This window comes from Blastopirellula retiformator (genome assembly GCF_007859755.1).
In the GTDB taxonomy this organism is placed as follows: Bacteria; Planctomycetota; Planctomycetia; order Pirellulales; family Pirellulaceae; genus Blastopirellula; species Blastopirellula retiformator.
Genome location: NZ_SJPF01000004.1, coordinates 652,496 through 675,090, shown reverse-complemented (window position 1 = coordinate 675,090; position 22,595 = coordinate 652,496). Strand labels below are relative to the sequence as shown.

Here is a 22,595-nt window from a genome sequence, read left to right as displayed (position 1 = left end):
ACGCGTCACGGTTCCGGAAGATGGGGGGAGGAATCGCCGCTATCTGCAAAAGCGACGATTCAGTATGATGCAATCGTAAGGAGAAGTGCGCTACGATGAAAGTGATCCTCGCGAGTCCCCGCGGCTTTTGTGCCGGCGTTAACATGGCGATTGAGAGTCTCGACCTTGCTTTGCAAGCGTTTGGGGCGCCCGTCTACGTTTATCATGAAATCGTCCACAACAAGTACGTTGTGACCACCTTCAAGGAGAAGGGAGCGGTTTTCATTGATGACCTAAGCGAAGCGCCGGAAGGCTCGACGTTGCTCTTCAGCGCTCATGGCGTTTCGCCCGAAATCCGCCAAGTGGCGAAAGATCGCAAACTCTTCGCGATCGACGCCACTTGCCCGCTGGTGACCAAGGTTCACTTGGAAGCGATCCGCTTCGCCAAGCAACACTACACGATCTTCTTGATCGGGCACGAAGGGCACGACGAGGTGATCGGCACCATGGGAGAAGCTCCCGAGGCGATCATCCTGGTCGAATCGGCCGAAGATGTCCCCAATCTGCAAGTGCCCGACGACGCCAAGCTGGCCTACCTGACGCAGACGACGCTGTCGGTCGACGACGCCAACCGGATCATCGGGGCGCTCAAAGAACGCTTCCCGCAGATTGTCGGCCCGCCGAAAGAAGACATCTGCTACGCCACGCAAAACCGCCAGGAAGCGGTTCGCCTGCTCGCGAAAGAGGCCGACCTGGTCTTGGTGCTCGGCAGCCAAAACAGCTCGAACAGCCAGCGTCTGAAAGAACTGGCTCGCGAGTCGGGCACCCCCGGTTACTTGCTGGACGGCGCCGCCGACCTGCAGCCGGAATGGGTGGAAGGGGTCGACACGATTCTGGTTACCGCCGGCGCCAGCGCTCCGGAAGAAGTGGTGCAGGAATGTCTCGACTACCTGGTCCAGCATCACGGCGCCACGATCACCCCGCACAGCATCCGCGAAGAACAGGTGCACTTCCAACTCCCCCGCGAACTACGAGCCGCGCTGCCGAAGGCGTAACCGTAGGGCCCCGACGCGCCAGCGAGGGAAATGCGAAAAGCGGAAAGCGGTCTGACGCCACACACTAACCCAAGTGCGCAAGCCGAGGGAATCCGCCCGCAAGCCAACAAACCGGACCGCAGCGCACGTTTTTTTCGAGCCCCCATCCCCGTAGGGTCCGCTGTGCGGACCAAGAGCCTGCCACATCGGTCATTTGGCGCCCGTTGCTCATGCTTGTTGAGCAGGTTCGTGGTCCGCACAGCGGACCCTACGACTGGATCGCCCCGTTTCATTTTTTTCTTCGCCCGGCGGCAACGTATATCGCTTGAGCGTCGAATGGGGTTCTTTCGGCATCTCGACAATCTTCCCCGCGGTCATCATCCGGTCCCAGGTCGGGCCGAACTTGCTGCCGCTCATGCCGCTGTTGCTGCGGATGTTGTATTTGCAGAGGCCGTTTTCACCAGCGTCGAGCAGGACGCGGCGAAGTTGCGACTCGAGCTTTTCGAATTTCACGTATTCTTTCGCCTGCTTCGCGGCGGCTTCGATCTCGGTCGCTTCGCGCAAGCGGACATTCCAGCGGCGGCCCCCCTCATCGGTCAGTTTGCCTTCGTCGATATCGACGCCCCATTCGCCACCTTGCCCGGCGTAGCCGCCGATCGACAGCCACAGCTTGTGTTGCCCGCTGCCACTTTGAAACGTTTCGCGGCGATTCACCAGCAGCCATTGCTGGGCGAAGTCGAGACTGCCGGCCAAGATCGAGGCGTCGAGTTTGCCCGGTTTCATTTCTTTGCGAGTTTGCACGCAGAGAATCGGCGTGGCGCCGGCATTCGAAATGGTTTTCACCAGCGTTTGAATTGCTTCGGCCTGCTTCCGTTTGTTGGTGGAGCCAAGACGCAGTGGATCGATCACGACGACTTCCAGTTCAAACTTCTCGATCCACTCCCTCAGGCTCTCCAGGTTCTCTGGAGCTGCCGGCTCCTCGACCGCCATGAACCACTGCAGGTTGTCGAGCGTTGGGTTTTCCTCGCGGGCAGCGCTCCACCGGACCGCCAAGTCGGTGAGCTGCGATTGCTTGTTGTCGGCGCCAACAAAGCCGACGCGGAACACCTTTTCGGCGGCGAACTCCCCCAAAAACTTGCCGCCGGTCGCGAGCGCCGCGCACAGATCGACCGCCAGCGACGACTTTAATGTCTTGCTCGGGCCAACGATCACCGCCGGTTCGTTCTTGGTGAGCAAATTCGGGAAGAGCCACGCCTGCGGCTTTCGCTCGGCGAGCATTTCGGCAGTCGAGAGCGTGCGATGCGTCTCTTTCGCCTCATCACCGCCGCCGACATCGCAGCGGAAGAAGTCGATATCCTTGGAAGCGGAATCGTCGGCGGTCAACGCGTCGAGCCGCTCGATGATTTTCGTTCGGTCGGCGGCGAATTGTTCGGCAGTTTCCTTCGCTCGCAGCTCTTTCCGCAACTGACGCATCCGGGTTTGAAACTTCTGAATTCGGGCTCGGCGCATGAGATTTCCCTTGGTTTGTGAAAACAAAATCTGGGTGCCACTGGCCTGCAGCCAGTGTCTTCCGTGAATCGATATCCAGCTCCGTACTTCGACCGCGTCACTTCGATCTGAAGAGCACTGACGGAAGGCCAGTGGCGCCCGGTGGGAAGTTGGTTCGCTCAGCGCGCAGGAAGGGCCATCAGCGACCTGCGTGCTTGGAAAAATCGCCTTGCCGCCATGCAGGGCGCGAAGAATTTTGGCTCGGCGGGCGATTGATCAGACGCCCGCAACTTTAAGGGGTGTAGTGTACGAAATGCCAGGCAGTTTTGCAAGCCTTTTTTGGCCCAGACTACGGTTGAATGCGCCGCTCTTTGCGCTGTGGGCTCGTAAAGAAATTGCTGCCTTACGAAAGCTCGCCGGTGATTCGAGCGATGAGCCAGCCGATCGGGTCGTCGTCGCGGTCTGGCGGATCGTCGGTTACGGCAATGTCGTTGTCGTTCAAGTACTGCTCGCGAAGCTTCCGCAATTCAGGCAGTGCCGCGCCGGCGGCCGGGCCGATCGCTTCCAGGCACTCGAGCATCGCCGAGGGATGTTCTTCCGGCTCATCATTCAGATGACCGGCCAGCGGCAATACGGCCGGCTCGGCCAGCGGGCCAAACAACGCGATCAGGCCAGAGACCCTGGCGTGGGGGCCGTGATAACATTCGTCTGGATCAAACTCGACAAACGTGTCGAGCGCATCGATCAACACCGGCAAACATTCGTTGGGGTAGGTGGTGAAATATTCGATCGCCCCGAGCGCTGCCGCTCGCTGGTTCATCGTCTGATCGTAGTGTAGGTGGGGATAGCCGGGATAACTTCGAAGCTGGGGCGGCTGCGGAGCAGCGATCGTCAGAATCTTGCTGCGAATTTCCGGGCGGTTGCGCCCAACCGAACCAAGGGCGAGCACCGCAATATACGCCACTTCTTCTTTTTCGTCGAGCATTGGGAGCAGTAACTGACAAATCTCGTCATTTCGCCCGCAGACCTCCCCTGCCATGTATCGCAATACGTCGGCCGCCGCTTGACGAACGAAGTTCTTCGCGTGGGTTAGGCAGATTGTCATCGCGTCGACCGTCTCTGGATTTCCGCGACCAACGCTTCCCAAGGCCTGCGCCGCGTCGAACCAATTTGACTTTCCTCGTTTGCGAGTAAAGCGATCGAAATCGTGCAGCAGTCGCGGAGCCCAGGAAACGGCGGCTGGACCACATCGCTGCAGGATCGACAGGGCGTCTCGGCGCAATTGGGCATCGTTCAAGAAAGCTGTGATAACCGCGGGGGCTTCCAGGACTTCCACATCCAAAATTTGAAAGATTCGACCGGCGGCGATGCCCGATGGAGCAAGAGATTCGGCCATTACGAAAGGATCCCCGTTGGCGTCCTCGCCGCTGCCGACGACATACATGGAGGTGAGTTTTTTCAGCCGCTCTTCGGCTCGTTTTCTCTCCGTCTCGTCAGGGGCTGACTTGATCGAGTCGATTAGGCGATTGGCGATGCGATCATATTTTTTGTCCCGCGCATTCATCTGCGTCGTCGCTTGATCGACGCGTCCCAGCCAATCGCGGGCCAGCCCGAGGGAGAGGCCTCCCAGTTTTTCGAAAAACGTCGACCGATCGAAAACGTCCTGAGCGATTGTTTCGCGCAACGCGGCGGCGAATCGCTCGCCTTGCGCGGCGGTATCGGGAAATGAAGCGAGGTCGTCCCAATCGGTGTGGACCGACGGCAATCCCCACTCCATCGCTTGCAGCGCTTCGCCCGCCTCGATTCGCGTTCGTTTGAAATCGTCGACCAGACTCCAAAGCCATTCCCGAAGCGAGATCCCGTCGCGGACAAAGGAATAGTCGGGCTGCAATTTCGACATGGCGCCTCCTGGGGCCGCACTTTTTGCACGTCGGTTGAGAGGTTCGATGGGGGAGATTTTACCGGGAGACACGACCACCATGGTTTGCGTTCACGCAGAAACCATGAGATCGCTACCAAGAACGAAAAAAAGGCGGCGCACCAAAGTGCGCCGCCTTTCGTGTTGTTGACAACTTCCCTACGGACCAAACGGATCGACCGCATTCGGATCGGCGAAGCCTTCGTTGGGCTGCGCTTCTCCTTCCGGCAGGCGAACCAGCATCCAGGTTTGCGTCTTGCCTTCGCCGAAGTGAATCAGCAGCGGCGTTTCGTCCTGGGTCAGGTTGTAGATGCCGGTTTCCATGACCGTTTGGGTCTTGTCGCCGATCGTCCAGGCGGCGCGTTGCGACTCTTTGTCGACGCTCCCCTCGACCGGCAAGTTGGTCTTGGTCTCGGTGTTGTAGTAGGTGCCGGCGATGACGCCGTCCTTGTTGACCGCCAACTGCAGATACATGATCGGATCCCCTTCTTCCTGGTTGGCCAGGGCGAAGACGCCGAGCGGCATCCAGTTCTCACCACTTTCTTCGGTCGGCGGACTTTCGGCCAGGGCCTCACGTCCGGCCGCCGCGAAATCGGAAGCCTGTTGGTAGTAGACGGTCGTGGTCGCAATCGGCTCGCTGTTGTAGTAAACGTACCGATCTTGGAAGTAAACGTTCGAGCCGTAATCGTAGTAGCATGGCGTGCCCCACGACGGACCCCAGTAGAACCACGAGGTAAGCGCTACCGGCGTCGACCACCGCCACCAATACCCCGGGTACGGACGATAGCCGTAGAAGCCCCAGCGATTGTAGCGAGGATTGTTCCAACCCCAGAAACCATGGTTCCAGTTGTTGCGGGCGCTCCAGTAGTTATACCGATTGCGAACATAGTCGCCCCGGTTGTGCCAGTGATCCCAATGATCGTCATGGCCCGGGCCATGCGGGCGATCAGGACGATTCGGGCGGTTGGGCCGATTGCCATCGCCGAGTCCAGGCCGGTTACCATCGCCAGGTCGGTTAGGCCGATCGCCGATGCCGGGCCGGTCACCATCGCCAGGTCGGTTGGGCCGATCGCCGATGCCGGGCCGGTTACCATCGCCAGGTCGATTGGGCCGATCGCCGATGCCGGGACGGTCACCATTGCCAGGACGGTTGGGCCGGTCGCCGATGCTGGGGCGGTCACCGTTGCCAGGTCGGTTGGGCCGATCGCCGATGCCCGGTCGGTCACCATCGCCAGGTCGGTTGGGCCGATCGCCGATGCCGGGCCGGTCACCATCGCCAGGTCGGTTGGGGCGATCGCCGATGCCGGGCCGGTCACCATCGCCAGGTCGATTGGGCCGATCGCCGATGCCGGGACGGTCAACGTTGCCAGGACGGTTGGGCCGGTCGCCGATGCTGGGGCGGTCACCGTTGCCAGGTCGGTTGGGGCGATCGCCGATGATCCCGGGACGCGTCGTGGGACGATCGCCGCCGGGGCGATTGCCGATGATGCCAGGCAGCGTTGTTGGTCGATCGCCGCTGGGGCGGTTGCCAAGGTTGCCGGGGCGGGTCGTTGGTCGTTGCGAACCAGGTCGATCACCGCCGATTCCCAGAAAATCATTCAGTCTCTGGTTGGACGGTCGCCCGCCGGAGATGCTGCCGCCACGGTTGCCGTCCAAGTTGGGCCGGGCTGTGATGTTCGGACGGCTGCGGTCGCCGCTATTGGGCCGCGTCACACTACTAGGCCGCGTCACGTTGGGGCGACTCAAGCTGGGCGTGTTGATGCTGGGGCGCGTGCGGCCGCGGTTATTGTCTCCCAGTGAGGGGCGATTCAGGTTCGGCAGACTCGACGGTCGGGTGACGTTGGGACGACTACCGCTAGAGGGCAAGCTGATCGAAGGCCGCGAGCCGCCGCGATTCGATAGGTTGACCGAAGGGCGACTGGCGGGGCTGCGGCTGGCGCTCGGCAGACTCGCGCTGGGTCGACTGATATTCGGTCGACTGCCGCTAGAGCGGCTCGGGAGCGATCGACTGGGGCTGGGGCGACTGATGTTGGGGCGACTCATCGAGGGGCTCTTGCCTCCGCCCCCGATCCGAGGCCCTCCGCCTCCTTTGCCCCCTCCGCCCCCGAACCCACGGGCGAACGTGGCGGTTGGCAACAGCATCGCCGCTACCAGCACACCTGTGACGAAAATATTTTTAGCGAACATGACGCGCCTCATGTTGGTTAAGCGTTAATCCCGGCGAGGTGGACAAAAACGTCCAGTTCTATTGTTCGCCCTGGCGGATGACATGGAAAGGACCAACATCCGGCAGCAACTCGCCATCGACCGAACGACCGAGCGAATGCGATTCATATTTCTCGTCGTCGATGCGTCGAATCGTGCGTAAAGAGGCGGCCGTGCGGCCGTCGGGCAAGACGCCGGCGGCCTTGATCAACCAGCTTCCATTCTCCTGGTGCCAATGTTCTTGGGCGAAACCGCCGTCCGAATCGAAGACCCAACCCCGGATTCGCTGATTGGCGGGGTCCCAGCCAACCACTTCGGTCCCTTCTAAATCGATGACGCCGGACACTTCGACTTTGAAGGAGCGAATCAGGAACGTTTCGTTCTTCGCCCAGCGAGTGTTGGTTTCGACGATCGACCCTTCCGACTTGTCGACCCAATGGCCAATCAGCCACGCCAAAGGTTCCAGTTGCTGGCGGGCGTCAGAAACCGGCGACGGGTTTGACAGCTGGTTGGCGACGTGCGTTTCGTGAACGCTGTCGAGCTTCCATTGGTTCTCTTCCTTCACATGGACGGCGGTGTAAGAGAAGAGCTCGGGCTCTTCCCCTTCGTGCGCGATCTTGGCGACCCCTTCTTCGATGGCGACGTCTGGTTTGACGAAGCGAATGGAATCGACTTCGACCGACAGTTTGGGAAGGTCCGCTTGTTGGCATTGCTCGGCGAACTGGGCCCGGATTTGTTCGCGACCGACCGCCTTGGCGCCGGTGGTGCGGCAGAGATATTCAGCATTTTCGGCCCAATGGTCGGCCAGGCGATCGCAGTCGCCGGCATTAAAAGCGGCGATGTACGAAACGACGCTCGCCATGATTTCATCTTCCGCTGAGAGGGTCTCTTCGGCCTGGATGTTGCAAAATGTCAACATCGCCAAGCCGAGGGCCGTCAGAAATGTTTGCGCTTTCATTATTATCCACCTTTGTTCGCCGAATTTCGTTAACCGAACCAGCTTATCCACCCTGATTTCTACGACACGCCTGACCGGCAATCCAACGTTTTTCTGATGAATTCCTGGAGGAACTTTCCTCTCTTGCCGCAAGTTTGCGCGTAGAATGGCCAGATGCGGTGAAATTGGAACCTATGCTAGAGAAACCAACTCTCGTCTTCCTTTCGCGGGACACATAAACCATGAATCGTACATTCGTTTGGGCGTCAGCCGCGTTGCTGGCTGTGGCGTCCTTGAGCGGCGCAGCCCAGGCGCAGGTCGTCGTTTCGACGCCAGTCGTGGCGACGCCGCAAGTTGTTGGCGTTGTGCCGGTCCGTCGCGGGCTGTTTGGTCTGCGGACCTCGTATCGGCCTGTTTATGGCACAGCCGTCACGCCGGTGCAGTCGACCTTCTACATGCCGTCCTCGTCCGTGAGCCCGGTGCAAACCAGCTACTATGCTCCGGCCGCGACGGTTGCCCCGATTCAAACCAGCTTCTATGCTCCAGCGGCGACTGCGGCTCCGGTGCAAACCACCTACTACGGCGCGACGGCGGCTCCGCGTCCGGTGACGACGACTCGGTTTAGCTCGGAGTACTCCGGTTCGATTTCGTCGAGCCACTATGCTCCGGCGCCGACGGTGACGACCAACCATCTGCCGACGACGACCTATTACGGCGGCACGTCGATCGCTACGCCGACGGTCACCAACTACGCACCGATTTCGACCTTTTACGGTCCGGTGACGACCCCGACAACCACCTACTACGCTCCGATGGAGGCGATCGTCGTTCCGTAACGGATCGGCGTCACGCTTACGTAGTTAGCCAATATTGGAACGCGACGAGGTTTCCGCCTCGTCGCGTTTTTTCATGCGCAGTCGCGCATCGTCGATCACCGCGGGGAAATATTTGAGCGCGCCTGGGAAGATTGGCTATAATCAGCGCGCCCCACGTTTGCCTGTTCATCGACGCAAATTGCGAGACTTCGCCTGCGAGGGAAGATTATGACGACTGCGACGTCTACGGATTCCGCCACTTTCGAGATGATCTCGCGTATCGGCGAAACGGCCGGCGCCATCTGGGCTACGCTGCAAGTGGATGGCCCGATGTCTTTGTCCCGCTTGGTCAAACAGATTGGGCTGCCGCGCGATCAGGTGATGCAGGCGATCGGCTGGCTGGCCCGCGAAGACAAGCTGGCGTTTGAAGACAATGGCCGCAACCGGTTGGTCTGCCTGCGGGAAGCGACTTAAGCGATTTAGCCCGACAGCCTACGGCTGCAGATACCAATAGTGCCGTTCTTTGTCGAGCGACTGCTGCACCAGGCCGAAGCGGCGCCGCGCTGGGCGGTCATCACGGATCACTTGGAACAGATCCTTCAGCAGATCGTCGCTGTCGCCGTAGTAGCCATGGCCCAAAAAGTCGGTGTCGACCATCGAGCAGTCGATCGTTTCGACCCCCGGCATGACGACCGGCTCCGGCGCGACGTCGCCTAGGCGGCTGTTGTTGTGCAATTGGCCCGACAGGATCAGCGCTTTGTCGTTGGCCGACGCATACAGCGTGATCGGCAGATTGATCTGGCTGACGATCTTCTCCAGCTCCATATGAAACTGGCGACGATCGATGTCAGGCGCCGCCAGGACCAACGAATCGAGGGCGTTAAGCGTCGGCGACGTCTCGGCGTACAGTTGCCGGATGCTCTCGTGGATGATTCGCGTGCCCATGCTGTGCCCCACGATATGAATGCGGGCATTGGGGAATGGATCGCAGATGGTGTGCAGCATCTCCTGGAACGGCGTCGCCGAGAGCCGGGCGTTGTCTTCATCGGCCAGGTAGCGACTCAGATCGCCATGCGAAGGCCACGAGAAAAAGAAGGCCTCACCGTCGATGTTGAGGTCGACTTTCAGCTGCGCCGTTCGTTTGGCGGCCGACGCGAACGGCACGTTGTAACCATGGACGAAGATCAAGATTTCTTCGGGCTCGCCGCTGGTTTTTACCTTGTCGATGATCGACTCGGGCGAACGGGGCTCGACCTTCATCAAGATAAAGTGCTTCTCCGGATCTTCGGTTTCTTTAAAGCCGAGAAAGTCGAGCGGTTCGTTCAGGTCGCCCGGCAGGCGATCGGTCGGCACGGTCACTTCGCAGCGGCCCCAAGCGACGGCGCCGCTTTCGTCCAGCGTGTTGCCGAAGTAGTTGTCGGGGCGAGTTTGCGCGGTTGCCGCCTGGCGGTCGACCAGAAAAAACAGTCCGGCTGACAGCAGACCGATCATGGCGACGGACACCGCCGCCGACAACAGCGTCTTCCAGCGCTGCGGAAATCGGGCGAACACCATCGCCACCGTAAACGCCAGCAGGAGCACGACGGCCAGCATCACGACGACGTCAACGCGCGTCAGCCAGGCGAAGTAGCGATCACGCAGCGGCTGTTTGCCGTCGCTGGGAAGCCGATTGGTGGCGTACCAAAGTTCGACCGTAGTGGCGCCGCGAACGGCCGGTTCGGCCGCAAATCCGTACAGCGCGAGCGGAATGGTTTGGACCGATTTTTGTTTGGTGGTCAGCATCAGCTCGTTGTTCTCGCTCACTTCCGCGAAACGGAGCTGCGACATGGGCGGAACCTGAAACGTATGAATCGGCCGCCATTGGTCGCTTTGGTAGATGGTCGCGACGCCGGGGCGAGTGATCGCCAGCAGATCGCCGCTGGGCAAAAACTTGAGGTACCAGACTTCGTCCAGCATGCCCAAATTGACGTTGAGCGGCTCTTTGCGAACCAGGTCCCACAGTTGCACGCCGCCAAATGCGCCGGCGACGACCGCCAGGCCGCGTTCTTTGGAGACGTCGTAGTCGAGCAGTTCGCCAACCGGCAGACGCACGATTTCTTCGCCCGAGGCGATATCGGCCAGAAGCAGCGCGTTGTCGGACTGATAAGCGGCGAGCGCTAGATCGTCATAGACCTTCAACTTGCCGCCAAAGTTGGGGAGCTTCTTCGTCGGCGTCGCTTTCTTTTCCAGCACATTGACCTGGGCACAATTCCCTTGGTCGTCCACCAGCAGCGCAGCGCCGTTGATCGCGGCGAACAGCTTCCCGCGAACGGGCGCCGGCATGATTAATTCCGCCTGCGGCGCTCCATCCCGCAGTAGGCGCAGGTCTCCTCCCTGGGTTAGCAGGATTGTGCCGGTCTGGTCGCGGAGCGGCGCTAGATCGGCGATCGCGTCGCCTGCTTGCGGGATCGGCTCGGCGACTGGTTCGGCGACGCTGGGATTGAAGCGGACGACTTCGCCCCGATCCGAAACGACCAAGGTCTTGTCGAATCCGGCGTCAATCGTGCGAACAATCGGCGCACTGACCGGGATTTTAACGTCGGTTTTTCCTTGCGCATACGTGGCGCTGGTCCGCCCCAACAGGCAGATTGCCGTCAGAATTGCGAGGCCTGTTCGCAAAAGTTGCCGCTTCACCGCATTGCTCCCGTGTGGTCGTTCCTCCAGTGGACCGCTGAACCTGCGATTTTTCCCGATTTGGCCGGGGAAGGAAAGTCGGATGTAAACGTGAAGCGTAAAGAAGCGCGAAATGTTACTTCGCCGCGTCCACATAGAGCGGAAGATGGCGATGATGCACTTCCAGCGACAGCAAGTTCATCGTCGTGACGTAGATTCGCCCGGCATATTCGCCCCAGCGATCAGGAATCGCTCCCTCGGGATCCCAGCTGCCGCCCAGCGGACCGTCGGTCAGTTGCGACTCGACTAGCATCGGTTCCAACCGATTGTTCCAGGCTTGCCAGTACTCCCCTTTCATGTGGAACATCACCTGCGTCGCGTAATACCAGTAATAGGTATCGCGCTCTGGCGATTGCGGGGTGCCGGTTTCGGGCAGATTGGCCAGCAGATGCTCGGCGCCTTTCTGCATCACGTCGGTCTCGCGGTTAGAGCCCTGGTAGAGTCGCATCAGCAGCCCGACCGCGGTCATCGTCTTGGAAGGGAACAGTCCATGACGTTGGACTTTGTTGTCGGTCGCGTCGGGATTGTAGACGAACAGCGCGCCGCCGGCGGGCTGGTAAGCGGCGCGAGCGAGCCACCGATCGATGCCATTGAACGTTTGCGGCGAGGTTTCGAGCCCGGCCAATTGACCGCTCTTTAGCGCCATCGTCATCCAGCCGCTGACCGAGGTGTCGCCGCCGACGCCAGGGAAATACCGCCAGGCGCCGACCGAAGTATCTTGCGACTCGGCGATAAAGTTGATCGCCTTTTGCGCCGGTTCGCGCAAGTTGGCGTCTTGCGTCATGCCGTACGCCTCGCAGAGGGCGATCGACGCGATGCCATGACTGTAGAGCCACGCGTTGGAGTTGGAATATTGGTCCATCCGCACATACAGGTCGCCGTTCTCCTGTTGATTTTCCACCAGGAAGTTCAGCCCCTTACGGACTTCGTTTTGATACTTGTCGTCCAGGTGATGATAGCCGGCGCCCAAGAAGGCGAGCAGCGCCAAGCCGGTGGCGGCGGTGTCGGAGTCCATTTTCGAGCGTTCGGCGGCATAGGCGGCGGCATCCTCGGGCTGCGTGTCGGGGAAGTTCTGCAGGCTCCAGCTGCCACCCGGCATCTGATGGCGAGCCAGAAAGGCCAGGCCGCGTTCAATCGCTTCCCGAACTTCGGGCGAAGGTCCATCGGCGCCCTCCGCTCCTTCTTCCCGCATCATGCGGCGACGGAACGCTTCGGTCGGCATGGCGATCGCCGACGAAATCTGCGGCAGACCCGACCGCGACGCACGGACCGGGAATCGCGTCATGTTAATCGCCAACTGCGGCGTGTCGTTGTTTTGACGCCGAGCGACCGTGCCGACATTGGGCGACACTCGATCGCCCAAACCGCCGGCGCCTTCGGCGGCGTTCGCTTTGACCAGGGAAGACATCCCGGCTCCGCGGCGCTCAATGCTGGGGCCGGCCGAACCTGGCGCCAAGGAACCGCCGGCAAAACCGCCGCCGGTTGGCGTGCGGCGAAGCGAATCGCCGCCCATACCGGGCGCTTCGCCAGCAATCATGACGGTGCTGGGGCCGCCGCCGCTGCCGCCGCTGCGGCCAAAGGCCGATCCGCCCGAAGACGCCGCGGCCGCAAGCGAGTTGCCTGCTCCATCATCGCCGCTTCCAGCGCGGGCGCCGATTGAGCCGCTCGCCAATCCCGATGTGCCCAGGCCGCCGGCGACGCCATCCGCCGATCCCTTGGCCGAGCCGCCGGGGATGCCGGAAGCGGAACGTCGACCAAGTTCGGTCATGCCGCCACTTGTGCCCGAGGCGAGTTGCGGTCCATCGGCGTTTCCGCTGCCATTGGCCGCACGCATGCCGGCGCCAGCGATATCGCCATCGAGCGAGGCGGAAGCGCTGGGCGAAAGTCCACTGCCAGAGCGTCCCGACATTCCGTTGGCTTGTCCGCCGGACGATCCGCCGCTGATCGCCGATTGCAGCGAAGGAGCGCCGGCGCTTGATGCGCGGCGCAACGACCCATTGGCGGCGATGCGCACCACGCCCAGTTCGATGCCGCCCTGCATTTCGCCGGCGGCGCCATCGTCACCGGCGCCAGCGCCCGCGGAACTGCGGCCGATGTTGGTCGAGGCGCTCGACAGTTGACTCGGGTTGCGGGAACCAGCTTCGGCGGCGTAATCAATTTGTTCGGCGAACAGGGTCGCCGTAGGCGTCGCTTGGGCGGCGCTCGATTTGGCGATCTGTGCGGCGGAAGCGGGGGCGATTTGACTGGCCGTCGACGAGGCGGAATCGGCCCGCGACATCGTCGGGTTCTGCAGTGCGGCGGCGCTATTGGCCGAGGCGACCTGCGACTGCTGCGGGCTCGACGCGGCCTGGGCGGCGCTTTGCCGCGCGCTGGCCGTTTGCTGCGCCGCCGGAGCGACTTGCTGGTCGGACATTCGCTGTACGGCGGGCGATTGGGCGGTCGCCGACAACGTCGGTTCGGCCGACTGCCGCTGGAGCGGAGCATTGGCCGCGGCGAGTTGCGGTTGCTGCTGCGACGTGTCGCGGCGATTCATTTGGGCGGCGGTCGACGCGGCCGCTTCGACCTGGCTTTCCTGCCGCGACTGCGTGGCCGAGTTCTGCTGACGCGCGAGTTCGGCGACGGCGGCTGAGGTTTGCGGTTGCTGCGGATCGGTTTGCCGCTGCACCTCGATCTGCTCCGGCTGTTGCTCGCGGCGTTGCATTTCGACCGAATTGCGGCTCAGCTTTGACGGCATTTGCTCGAGCGTCTCGGCCGGCGTTTGTTCTTTTCGCGCGACCTTCGTCGGCGTGTTGGGAGTCGCCTGGCGCTGCATTTCTGGATCGACGGTCGGTTGATCCTCGCGACTTGGCTGTTGGGGATCAATCTGTTTGCGCTCGACCTGTTTTTGGTCAGGCTGCGTTTCTTCCGCTTCGACGGGACGTTCGAAATCTTGCTGCGACTCGTTGGTCGAATCCCACTGCGATGGATGGTAGTCAGGCAGGATCACCGGGTCGCGTCGCGGCTGGCGGCGGTTGGCGACGGCGTCTTCCCCTTGCGGGACGCTCACCAGATCGAGCGCCACCATGCCCACGAAGAAGCTCAGGTGCAGGATCAGGCTGAGGATGATTGACAGCTGGATGCCGCGGCGGACGGCCCGCTGTTCCGAGAACTTGACCAGACCCAAGCCGAGCAGCAGCATCAGCGGGGCCAGGGCCATGTAGAACTTGGCGTTGAAGTACCACTGCGGGTGGTCCCAATCGAACAGCGCCAGACTGACGGCGCCGTAATAGCCGGCCAACAGTGCCAACGAACCATAGACCGGCCAACTCCGCTCTTCCCAGGAGTTCGGTTCGCGGCGCGGCGAATTGGAACGTTTCGGTTCGGCCATCTGTGCTAGTCGATGCGCTCCGGCGCGGACGTGGTTAACGAATAATTCGTCAGGTGGACCTTATTACATGCGTTCATCACGCTGACCGGAAATTCCAGCCGGCAGCGACGGTCGGCCCGGATGATCACCGCCGCATCGGGATTGTTGGCGGCGGCTTGCTGCAACATCTCTTCCAACCGCTCCAGCGACACAAAATCGCCCTGCACGTGATACTTGCCGTCGGCGTTGACGTTGATGATCAGCTCGCGCGGCTGAGCGATCAGCGGCTGGGCCTCGCTGGCGGTCGGCAGCGCCACATCCAGTTTGTAGTCCTCTTCGTCAAACCGCGTCATCACCATAAAGAAGACGAGCAGCAGGAAGACGACATCGATCAGCGGCGTAATGTTCAACGCCAGCAGAGCGTTGCTTTTTTTGACTTTAACCGCCATGGGCGAGCGACTACTGCGATTTGGTGGGGCGCAAAGGTTGGATCGATCCGCGCAAATGGGATCCTGTTGATTGTCGCAACAGGCTCCCGAATGAGCAAGGTTTTGTGAAGACTGATCGAGGAAAGATATTCGCTTTCGCGGAAATAACGTCCCTTACTGGCCGTCGTGGGCAATCCGGTAGGCGGATCGGATAAAATCCCCGCGCGTGGCGGCCGCCGACAGCGCTTCGCCGCTGATCTGGTTCTTGGCGGCGATCGCCAGCCAGGCAGCCTTCACCGAATCGTCCAGCGGTTGATCCAACTCAGCCGAGTGCCGGGGGAATGCATGGTAATACTGTCCCCGCAGGTGTTTTCCGCGCTTGCCGTATTGGTCGGCTGGAATCGACTGCAAACCATGCAAGCCGCCCAGCGCTCCCCACCACTGTACGGCGACGAAGTCGGGATGTTCGCGCGGAATGTCGGTGACATAGATGGTCGCGGCGCCGGCGGCATGCAACTGATTGCGAATCGCAGCTGGCTCGACGGCTTGGACCCCTTTCTCTTCATCAATCGCGATCGCAGCGGCGACGCCGGCCGCTTCGCCGAGCGAGGCCCAGATCGGTTCGAGCCGCAACGCGCAGAATCCGACATGCGACGACGAGATCGCACAGGGGACCAGCAAATTCGGATGCTGCTGCGGCGTGATCACGCCATACGGAATTTGATACGGGGCCGCCAACTGATAGAACTCGCCGGTATGCTTGCCGCCGATCGTCGGACCTTCGTGATCGGCGCCGTGGCAGTTGGGACCATAGTCCCCCATCGCAATCGCGTCGGGGGCAAAGCGAGCCCGGACGTCGTCTCCTGCCTGGCTGACGTAATCCTGGGTGAAGACCTGCGACCCTTTCATCCGCCGGGCTTCCCGGACATAAAGCTGTACCGGCAGATGGTCGTTCTCGACAAACTCGTCACGGCAGAGGCCGAACTCGCGGGCATTCTCTTGAATCTCGGCCGGCACTTCGCTGTCGTTTTGCAGGAAGTAGAGCATGCCGACGTTGTGCCGGACGTGGGCGGCGAAGATCTCGTCGCGAGTCTGTGGATCGCCGGTCGGCCAGGCGTTGTTGATCTGCGGCAGCGACAGTCGGACAACGCCCCGCGACATGTCGTTGATGTCGAACTTGCCGTTGGGCAGGTTGGGGTCTTGGACTTTGTAAATCGCTTTGGTGGTGTGCCCGTTGGTCATCCGGTGCATCGCCCCGGTTAGCTTGCCGCTTTCCAACAGCTTGAGCAGCGGCAGAAAGTCTTCGCGGTTGTAGCCCTCCGGCTTCTCGGGATAGACCCGGTTCTGCGGCTGGTCGGTGAAGGTAAGCCGGAAGTTGTATCCTTGGACGCAATCGTCCGCTTCGGCAGGCGCCAACGACTCGCCATACTCCGACTTCGCTTCGCGACCGACGGCGAACGGCACGCCGGCGGCGGCCATCAGGTCCCCTTCGTAGGAGCCGTCGATGAAGATCTTGCCGACGGCGGTCAGCGGTTGGTCTTGGGGACCATGGAGGGTGATCGAGCGAATCTGGTGGTCATCACCCACGTCAACCTGGTCGAGTCGGTACTCGGTCAAAAGCTTAACGCCGGGGATCTCATCCAGCATCTGTCGGTAGACGAGCAGGTTCACTTTCGGTTCGCCATGGGTACCCTGCAGCGAAGTTTTGACCTGCGGCGAGTCGGCGCCGTACTTCTCGGTGTAGTAGGCCAAGACGCGACCTGTGAACTCTTTGTAAGCCCCGGTCAGCGCCTCAAAGCAGTGGAAGTCGGGATGCGTAAGTCCATTGGTCACCAGCCCACCAGGTCGCGCGGTTGGTTCAATCAGCAGAACCGATTTTCCGGCACGCCCGGCCGAGATGGCGGCGGCGATTCCGGACGGGGTTGCGCCGTATATGACGACATCGGACTGTGGCGTTTTCTGTTCTGCGGCGGCGACGCCACTGAGGGTGAGCAGAAAAGCAACAAGCAGGTTAAGTCGAAAAAGTCGGAGCATGGTTGAGGTCTTGGGTTGGGGCAGTTGGCGCCGCAGCGTGAGGTAGATTTGGGAGGGAGTAAGTCGGGTAGCTGCCTGTTGAAAAATGCCATCGTGGCATTTTCCAACCTCGCCAGGCTCAGAGCGTAGCTCTTCGCGGCTCCCAAAATAACGACTTACGTCGCTATTTTGGGATCGCATCCCTGCGATCACGCAGTCCATCGAGAAAATCAACGGACTGCTAGGCATCAAAGCATCTGTTTGCGTTTTGCTCACTATCTTCGCTAGCTGTTGCTCGTTTCCTAATCGGCGTGGTTGTTAGGACGCCAGCTGGCAGATCAGCAAGCAGTTGCGCTTGGTGAATTCGCGGTTAATTCGGGGGAGCGGCCCGGGAAGAGTACAGAATAGCAGAAAAAGAGTAACCGTTCATACAAATGCCGTTAAACGGCACTCTATGGGATTGCCGGGGCCATTGTCGAAAAACTAAATCCTACTGATACGAAACGTTCCTATTTTTCCGCGACCCGTATTCAATTTCGTCCCGTAAGCCTCTTCATACAGGTCATGTAGAATCATTTGTGGCACGACTCTTGCACTATGAGCGGCGAACTCTCAGGAACAGAGGAGTTTCCATGATCTCTCATCTAACAAAACTTGAAAAACGCGCGTTCCGCCCCCGTTGGCGGCTTGGCGGCCAATGCCTGTTGGCGTTGCTGGCGATCGCGTTTTGCCAAAGCCAGGCCCGCGGCGAACAACGTTTGTTCGGCCTTGGCGCCGGGGAAGCGGCCGACGTTTCGCCCCGCTTCCAAGCGTTATGGGAGCAGATCCAGCCGCGCACCTTTGGCCAAGACGCTTACCCGCTGGTCAACTACGGACCGCTGGCCGAGTTGGGCTACGACGGCTACCGCAAGATTGTCTTTGATCCTGATAAGAAGCAGTGGGCCGACAGTCTAACCGACTGGCGACTCGACTTCTTCCACCCGGGCTATATCTTCCGCGAATGCGTCCGGTTGAACGAATTTCAAAAGCCGGATGCCGAAGCTGAGCCGCTTGAATTTGATACAAGCCTGTACGAATACCACCAGGGCGTCATCGATCCGAATCACTTGCAAGGCGATCCGATTGGTTACGCCGGCTTCCGGTTGTGGAATCACTTGGAAGCAGGCAAGCCGATGTCGGAAGTGATCGCCTTTTTGGGCGCTAGTTACTTCCGAGCGGTCGCGGCCGATACGGTGTATGGCGCATCGACGCGCGGCCTGGCGATTGACTGCGGCTCGCCCAAGGGGGAAGAGTTCCCGGTCTTTCGCGAGTTCTGGTTAGTGAAACCAACCAACAACAAAACGGCAACCGTTTACGCGTGGCTCGACAGCAAGAGCGTGACCGGCCTGTACCAGTTTAAAGTCACCCCCGGCGATTGGACCAAGATCGAAGTGCGGGCGCGTCTGCTCGCGCGGAACGAAATTGAGAAGTTGGGCGTCGCCCCGATCACCAGCATGTGGACGTGGGGCGATGGTCAGCCGGCGGCCGAGGGACAAGAATTCCGTCCTGAAGTGCATGACTCGGACGGATTGCTGGCCGAGTCGGTGACCGGCGAATGGTTATTTCGGCCGGTGCGTAATCCCGACGCAACCCGACTCTCTGCGTTTTACTTGCCTGGAGTGAAGGGCTTTGGTCTGCTGCAGCGCGACCGGGACGTAAAAAATTATAACGACGCCGAGGCGAACTATCATCGACGACCCACCGTTTGGATACGTCCAAAGGGGGCGTTTCCGGCAGGACGTGTGGAACTGTTGGAAATCGAGTCGCCGGGCGAATGGATCGATAATCTGGCTTCTTTTTGGACGCCGGAACAGCCGATACGATGCGGCGATGTGATTGAGTTGGCTTACTCCATTGAATATGGTCCCGGCGATCCGCCGGAGCATGTGGGAGCGAAGGTCGCCGACTCGCATATCGAGCGTCAGGAAAATGGCGACGTGACGTTCACGTTGTCCTTTACGGGCGTTAAGCCGGACGCGAAGCCCGAACTCATGATTGAGACGGAGCTACCGCTCACCAGTCGTAGCGAAGTGGTCCAGCAAGGGGACCGGTTTGTGGCGACCTTTACCACGGCCAGCAAGCCTGGGGCGAACCCGGAAATTCGCGCCTGCCTGAAGGATGGATCCGATTACCTAAGTGAAACATGGAGTTATCAATGTCAACCGTGATTGAACATCAGTCGCTGGCTGACACGCAAGTCGTGCTCGCACGACGGGCGTTGCTGCGATACGTCGTCGCCAATGGGATCGACGATCCGGAGCAAGCAGTACAGACGACGCATGAACTAATGGATGTGGCGCTCGCCCAGATCCCCGACGAGGTGGTCGGGCGCGAGCGAACGCGTGCGATCATTTACTACGGCATTCAGGAATTCGGCAAACGGCCGGAGTCCCAGTTCCAAGACGTTCAGCGTCTGGCCGCCGTCCCGAATGAAGCAGGCTCGCCGATGCGGATGCAAGATCTGCACGAACCGCCGATCGTCGTAAATCCCGATTTCTACCTGGCTGCCTGGAGACGGACGCAAGACGTCGTACGCCACGTGGCTTGGTCGATGCGATTGCTGTAAACGACGCCTTGGGCCGCGTCGCCGATCGCCCTATCGACCCAACAGGGGCAGAGAGAAACAGGTTGCTGTGAAATCGTCAAAACAAAACAACTCGATCGCCGGTATGTCGCAGTCGATTGCGCAGAAGTATCCCAAGACGCTGATCGTCTCGACGGCGCTCACCGTGAGCGCGTTGATGACGTGGCTGTTCCTCGACATCTCTGCCGCCGATGGCGGACTGGGGCCAATTGACGTCGCCGCCGGAGCCTTCTTCGCGCTGCTGACCGGTTGGCTTGGATACGGCATCGGCATGTCGATCGTCGGCCATCTGTTGCCGGCGCCCGAGACGAGCGAGATCGAGCCGGTCACGCCGGAAGAAATCGGGTCGCTCCCTTCGACCGCGATTCTGGTTCCCGTTTACAACGAGTCCCCCCGGCGCGTCGCCGCCGGCGTGCGAGCGATGCGGGAAGAGCTGGCCAAAATTGGCGGCGGAGAGACTTTCGAGTTCTTCCTGCTGAGCGATACGACCGATCCGGACATCGCCGCCGAAGAAGAAGCGGTCTGGCTCGAGATGTCGTACGACAACGCCAAGCCGCAAATTTTCTATCGCCGTCGTCCCAAAAACATCGCCCGCAAGGCGGGCAACATCTCCGAATTTTGCGAACGTTGGGGTGGCCGCTATCGTTACCTGATCGTCTTGGACGCCGACAGCCTAATGTCGGCCGAGACCATGGTCGAAATGGTCCGCCGAATGGAAAAGGACGAGCGGGTCGCGCTCATCCAAGTTCCGCCGCGACCGATCAATGGCGCCTCGCTGTTGGCTCGCGCTCAGCAGTTTGCCGCCGCCACCTATGGCCGCGGGTTCCTGCGAGGCTATCGCCACTGGTGTGGCGACGCCGCCAACTATTGGGGACATAACGCGATCATCCGCACCCGCGCTTTCGTGCAACATTGCGGGCTGCCAGTGCTGCCAGGCGAACGCCCCTTAGGCGGCGAAATCTTGAGCCATGACTTTGTCGAAGCCGCCCTGCTCCGCCGCGCCGATTGGAAGGTGCATATTGCGGACGATCTGGGAGGGAGCTACGAAGAGACGCCTGGCTCGGTCCTCGACTACCTCCAGCGCGATCAACGCTGGTGTCAAGGAAACCTGCAGCACTTGAACTTCCTGGTCCGCTGCCCCTTGCCGCTGACCAATCGCTGGCACCTGATGTGTGGCGCCTTCGCCTACCTGGCGAGCCCGCTGTGGCTCGGCTTCGTGGTGCTGCAGCTCGCGCTGCTGCTCAGCGTCTCGGGCACCAGCGCCACTTCGCTCGGCATTAGCGCTTCGATGGCTTCGCTGCTGCTGCTCGCCAGTACGCTGGTCTTGTTGATGACCCCGAAGGTGCTGGCCGTTACCGATTTCATTCGCTCGACCCCGATCGAAAAACGCCGTCCGGCGAGTGCGATTTGGATTGATGCGGCGATCGAGACGGTCGCTTCGACGTTGTTCGCACCGCTGCTGATGTGGTTTCATACGCAGTTCGTCTTCGCCACGTTGCGGGGACGCCGCGTCGAGTGGAACGCGCAGAACCGTGGCGACGTGAACCTGACGTGGGAAGACGCTTGGGCCGTTGGCTGGAAGTTGGCGGTGATGGGAGCGATCTCGGCCGTCTTGATCTATCTGGCGAATCCGACGGCGCTGATCTGGTTCTCGCCGCTGCTGGCCAGTTGGCTCGGCGTCGCTCCGCTGATCTTGATGCTTAGCTCACCGCAGTTTGGCCGCTGGTTAAAGAGCCGCGGTCGTCTGATCATCGAAGAAGAGACCGAACCGACCGCTGCGATGCGTCGCCAGCAGCAGTACTTTGATCTGCCGGTCCCCAGCGAAGAAGCGACGCTCGAACGCTTGGTCCGCGATCCCCATGCGATGGCGGCTCATATCGCCATCACGCAGCTGACGGTCGATCCGAGTTGCGAACTGCCGCTCAGCGAACAGACGCTCGAAGAGATGACGATGGACCAACGTCGCGAGCTGTTGGTGGACGCCGATAAGTTGCGACAGGCGCACGCCAGCTATTGGTCGGAACGCCTGTTGGCCGACATCGAAGCCCGGGCACGCTAGTCGCCGGTTGATATACTGAAATCGGCTTCGTGGCTGCGACGAAGCCGATTGCCGTCTGGGCGAACTACTTGGCCGACATCTCGCGAACCTTCGTCGGGTTCATCGGGTCGAGTTCAAAGGTGACGGGGTAGGCGTAGTTGCCCTCTTTCTTCTTGAACAGCTTGCGATACGCTTTCACAACCGAAAACGCCGCCATCTTCATGTTGTAGCCAACCCCTTCGGTGGCGGTCGACAGATTCTGATAGCCGCACTGATGGCGGAAGAAGCGGTTCGCGCGGAACAGTTTGATCCGGCGGATCGCTTTGGGCGTCTTGTGTTCGGTGGTGAGCGAAACGTTCAGCCCTTCGACGTTGCTGACGCGATGCGGCGTGTTCTGCGGCCAGGTGACCATCTGCCCCGGCTGCAGCTCGGCGATGAAGGCGCTTTCGTCAAATTGCGGATCGAAGGCGAGTTCTTCGTAGCTTTCGCCGCAGATGACGTCTTCGATCGTCGCCTGGGTAACAAAACGTTCGTCGTACGGCGGATAGACGTAGGCCCGCTTCTTGCCGCGGAGGTGCCACAGCATGTTGACCGGAATGTCGAGGTGGTAGTAGACGATCGCGGTCGGCGACGAGACCAGCAAGTTGGCCGAACGCTCGAGCGCCTGAAAACCGGCGACCTTGCTTTCCAGCTCGTCGTAGATCGAGTTGATCAGATCGGCGTATTCGCGGTGATGGGTCAGCATGTTGCGAATGTTCAGCCAGAGGCGACCTTCTTTGGTCGCTTGCAACAGCTGCTCGCCGTTTAGTTTCGACGCGTCCCCTTCTTTCCAGTCGCTGTGATCGGTCTCGTCGATGCCCATCGTGTTGACGTTTAGCGCGTCGCGAGGATGGGTATCGAGAATGCGCACCAGGTGCTCGTCGTCAAACAGACCGGTTTCGACCAAGCGATGCGTGGTGGTGATCACCTCGCTCTCCATCTGGTGCAGGTCTTTGTTCCAATCGATCAAGTTGCCATGCGACATGACGAAAGCCTTTATGAGCAAAGTAGAAGCGGCGT

Annotated in this window: 15 protein-coding genes; 6 read left to right on the top strand and 9 right to left on the bottom strand. The window is 60.6% G+C overall.

Annotated features, from left to right (window positions below; all coding sequences use genetic code 11):
• The first annotated feature begins 95 nt into the window (after positions 1-95).
• Entirely contained in the window at positions 96-1,034 is a 939-nt protein-coding gene (gene ispH / locus Enr8_RS18620; protein WP_146434357.1) for a 4-hydroxy-3-methylbut-2-enyl diphosphate reductase, read from the top strand.
• Between the two features lie 207 nt (positions 1,035-1,241).
• Here ispH and Enr8_RS18615 read toward each other — a convergent pair whose 3' ends face one another.
• The 4 genes from Enr8_RS18615 to Enr8_RS18600 form a co-directional block, all read right to left on the bottom strand.
• Positions 1,242-2,522 (bottom strand): AAA family ATPase, encoded by a 1,281-nt coding sequence (locus tag Enr8_RS18615; RefSeq protein WP_246120147.1) that lies wholly within the window; start codon positions 2,520-2,522, stop codon positions 1,242-1,244.
• A 382-nt stretch (positions 2,523-2,904) separates the two neighbouring features.
• Positions 2,905-4,401 (bottom strand): HEAT repeat domain-containing protein, encoded by a 1,497-nt coding sequence (locus Enr8_RS18610; protein WP_146434355.1) that lies wholly within the window; start codon positions 4,399-4,401, stop codon positions 2,905-2,907.
• 177 nt (positions 4,402-4,578) lie between these two features.
• Entirely contained in the window at positions 4,579-6,606 is a 2,028-nt protein-coding gene (locus Enr8_RS18605) for a mu-protocadherin- cell-suface protein (RefSeq protein WP_222434906.1), read from the bottom strand.
• A 58-nt stretch (positions 6,607-6,664) separates the two neighbouring features.
• The gene (locus tag Enr8_RS18600; RefSeq protein ID WP_146434351.1) at positions 6,665-7,582 is read right to left on the bottom strand and encodes a YybH family protein; all 918 of its coding nucleotides are present in this window, start codon (positions 7,580-7,582) and stop codon (positions 6,665-6,667) included.
• Between the two features lie 221 nt (positions 7,583-7,803).
• Here Enr8_RS18600 and Enr8_RS18595 point away from each other — a divergent pair, with 221 nt between their 5' ends.
• Positions 7,804-8,397, top strand: a complete 594-nt coding sequence (locus Enr8_RS18595; RefSeq protein ID WP_146434349.1) for a hypothetical protein — start codon at positions 7,804-7,806, stop codon at positions 8,395-8,397.
• A gap of 207 nt (positions 8,398-8,604) precedes the next feature.
• Positions 8,605-8,850 (top strand): winged helix-turn-helix domain-containing protein, encoded by a 246-nt coding sequence (locus tag Enr8_RS18590; protein WP_146434347.1) that lies wholly within the window; start codon positions 8,605-8,607, stop codon positions 8,848-8,850.
• Positions 8,851-8,868: 18 nt separating this feature from the next.
• Here Enr8_RS18590 and Enr8_RS18585 read toward each other — a convergent pair whose 3' ends face one another.
• From Enr8_RS18585 to Enr8_RS18570, 4 genes are all read right to left on the bottom strand, one after another.
• A complete protein-coding gene (locus Enr8_RS18585) occupies positions 8,869-11,049 on the bottom strand; it encodes an alpha/beta hydrolase (RefSeq protein WP_186767737.1) in 2,181 nt (726 codons plus the stop codon).
• 115 nt (positions 11,050-11,164) lie between these two features.
• Positions 11,165-14,455, bottom strand: coding sequence for a hypothetical protein (locus Enr8_RS18580; protein WP_146434343.1), 3,291 nt, complete (start codon positions 14,453-14,455; stop codon positions 11,165-11,167).
• Positions 14,456-14,460: 5 nt separating this feature from the next.
• The gene (locus Enr8_RS18575) at positions 14,461-14,883 is read right to left on the bottom strand and encodes an ExbD/TolR family protein (RefSeq protein WP_146434341.1); all 423 of its coding nucleotides are present in this window, start codon (positions 14,881-14,883) and stop codon (positions 14,461-14,463) included.
• Positions 14,884-15,036: 153 nt separating this feature from the next.
• Positions 15,037-16,896: an FAD-dependent oxidoreductase gene (locus tag Enr8_RS18570; RefSeq protein ID WP_146434339.1), complete on the bottom strand. Its 1,860-nt coding sequence runs from the start codon at positions 16,894-16,896 to the stop codon at positions 15,037-15,039.
• Positions 16,897-17,507: 611 nt separating this feature from the next.
• Here Enr8_RS18570 and Enr8_RS18565 point away from each other — a divergent pair.
• From Enr8_RS18565 to mdoH, 3 genes are all read left to right on the top strand, one after another.
• Positions 17,508-19,082, top strand: coding sequence for a glucan biosynthesis protein (locus tag Enr8_RS18565; protein WP_146434337.1), 1,575 nt, complete (start codon positions 17,508-17,510; stop codon positions 19,080-19,082).
• The gene (locus Enr8_RS18560; protein ID WP_146434335.1) at positions 19,070-19,480 is read left to right on the top strand and encodes a hypothetical protein; all 411 of its coding nucleotides are present in this window, start codon (positions 19,070-19,072) and stop codon (positions 19,478-19,480) included. The genes Enr8_RS18565 and Enr8_RS18560 overlap by 13 nt, the downstream gene beginning before the upstream one ends.
• A 67-nt stretch (positions 19,481-19,547) precedes the next feature.
• A complete protein-coding gene (gene mdoH / locus Enr8_RS18555) occupies positions 19,548-21,557 on the top strand; it encodes a glucans biosynthesis glucosyltransferase MdoH (RefSeq protein WP_146434333.1) in 2,010 nt (669 codons plus the stop codon).
• 64 nt (positions 21,558-21,621) lie between these two features.
• Here the strand turns inward: mdoH and Enr8_RS18550 are convergent, their stop codons facing one another.
• Positions 21,622-22,560, bottom strand: coding sequence for a cupin-like domain-containing protein (locus Enr8_RS18550; protein ID WP_146434331.1), 939 nt, complete (start codon positions 22,558-22,560; stop codon positions 21,622-21,624).
• Positions 22,561-22,595 lie beyond the last annotated feature (35 nt).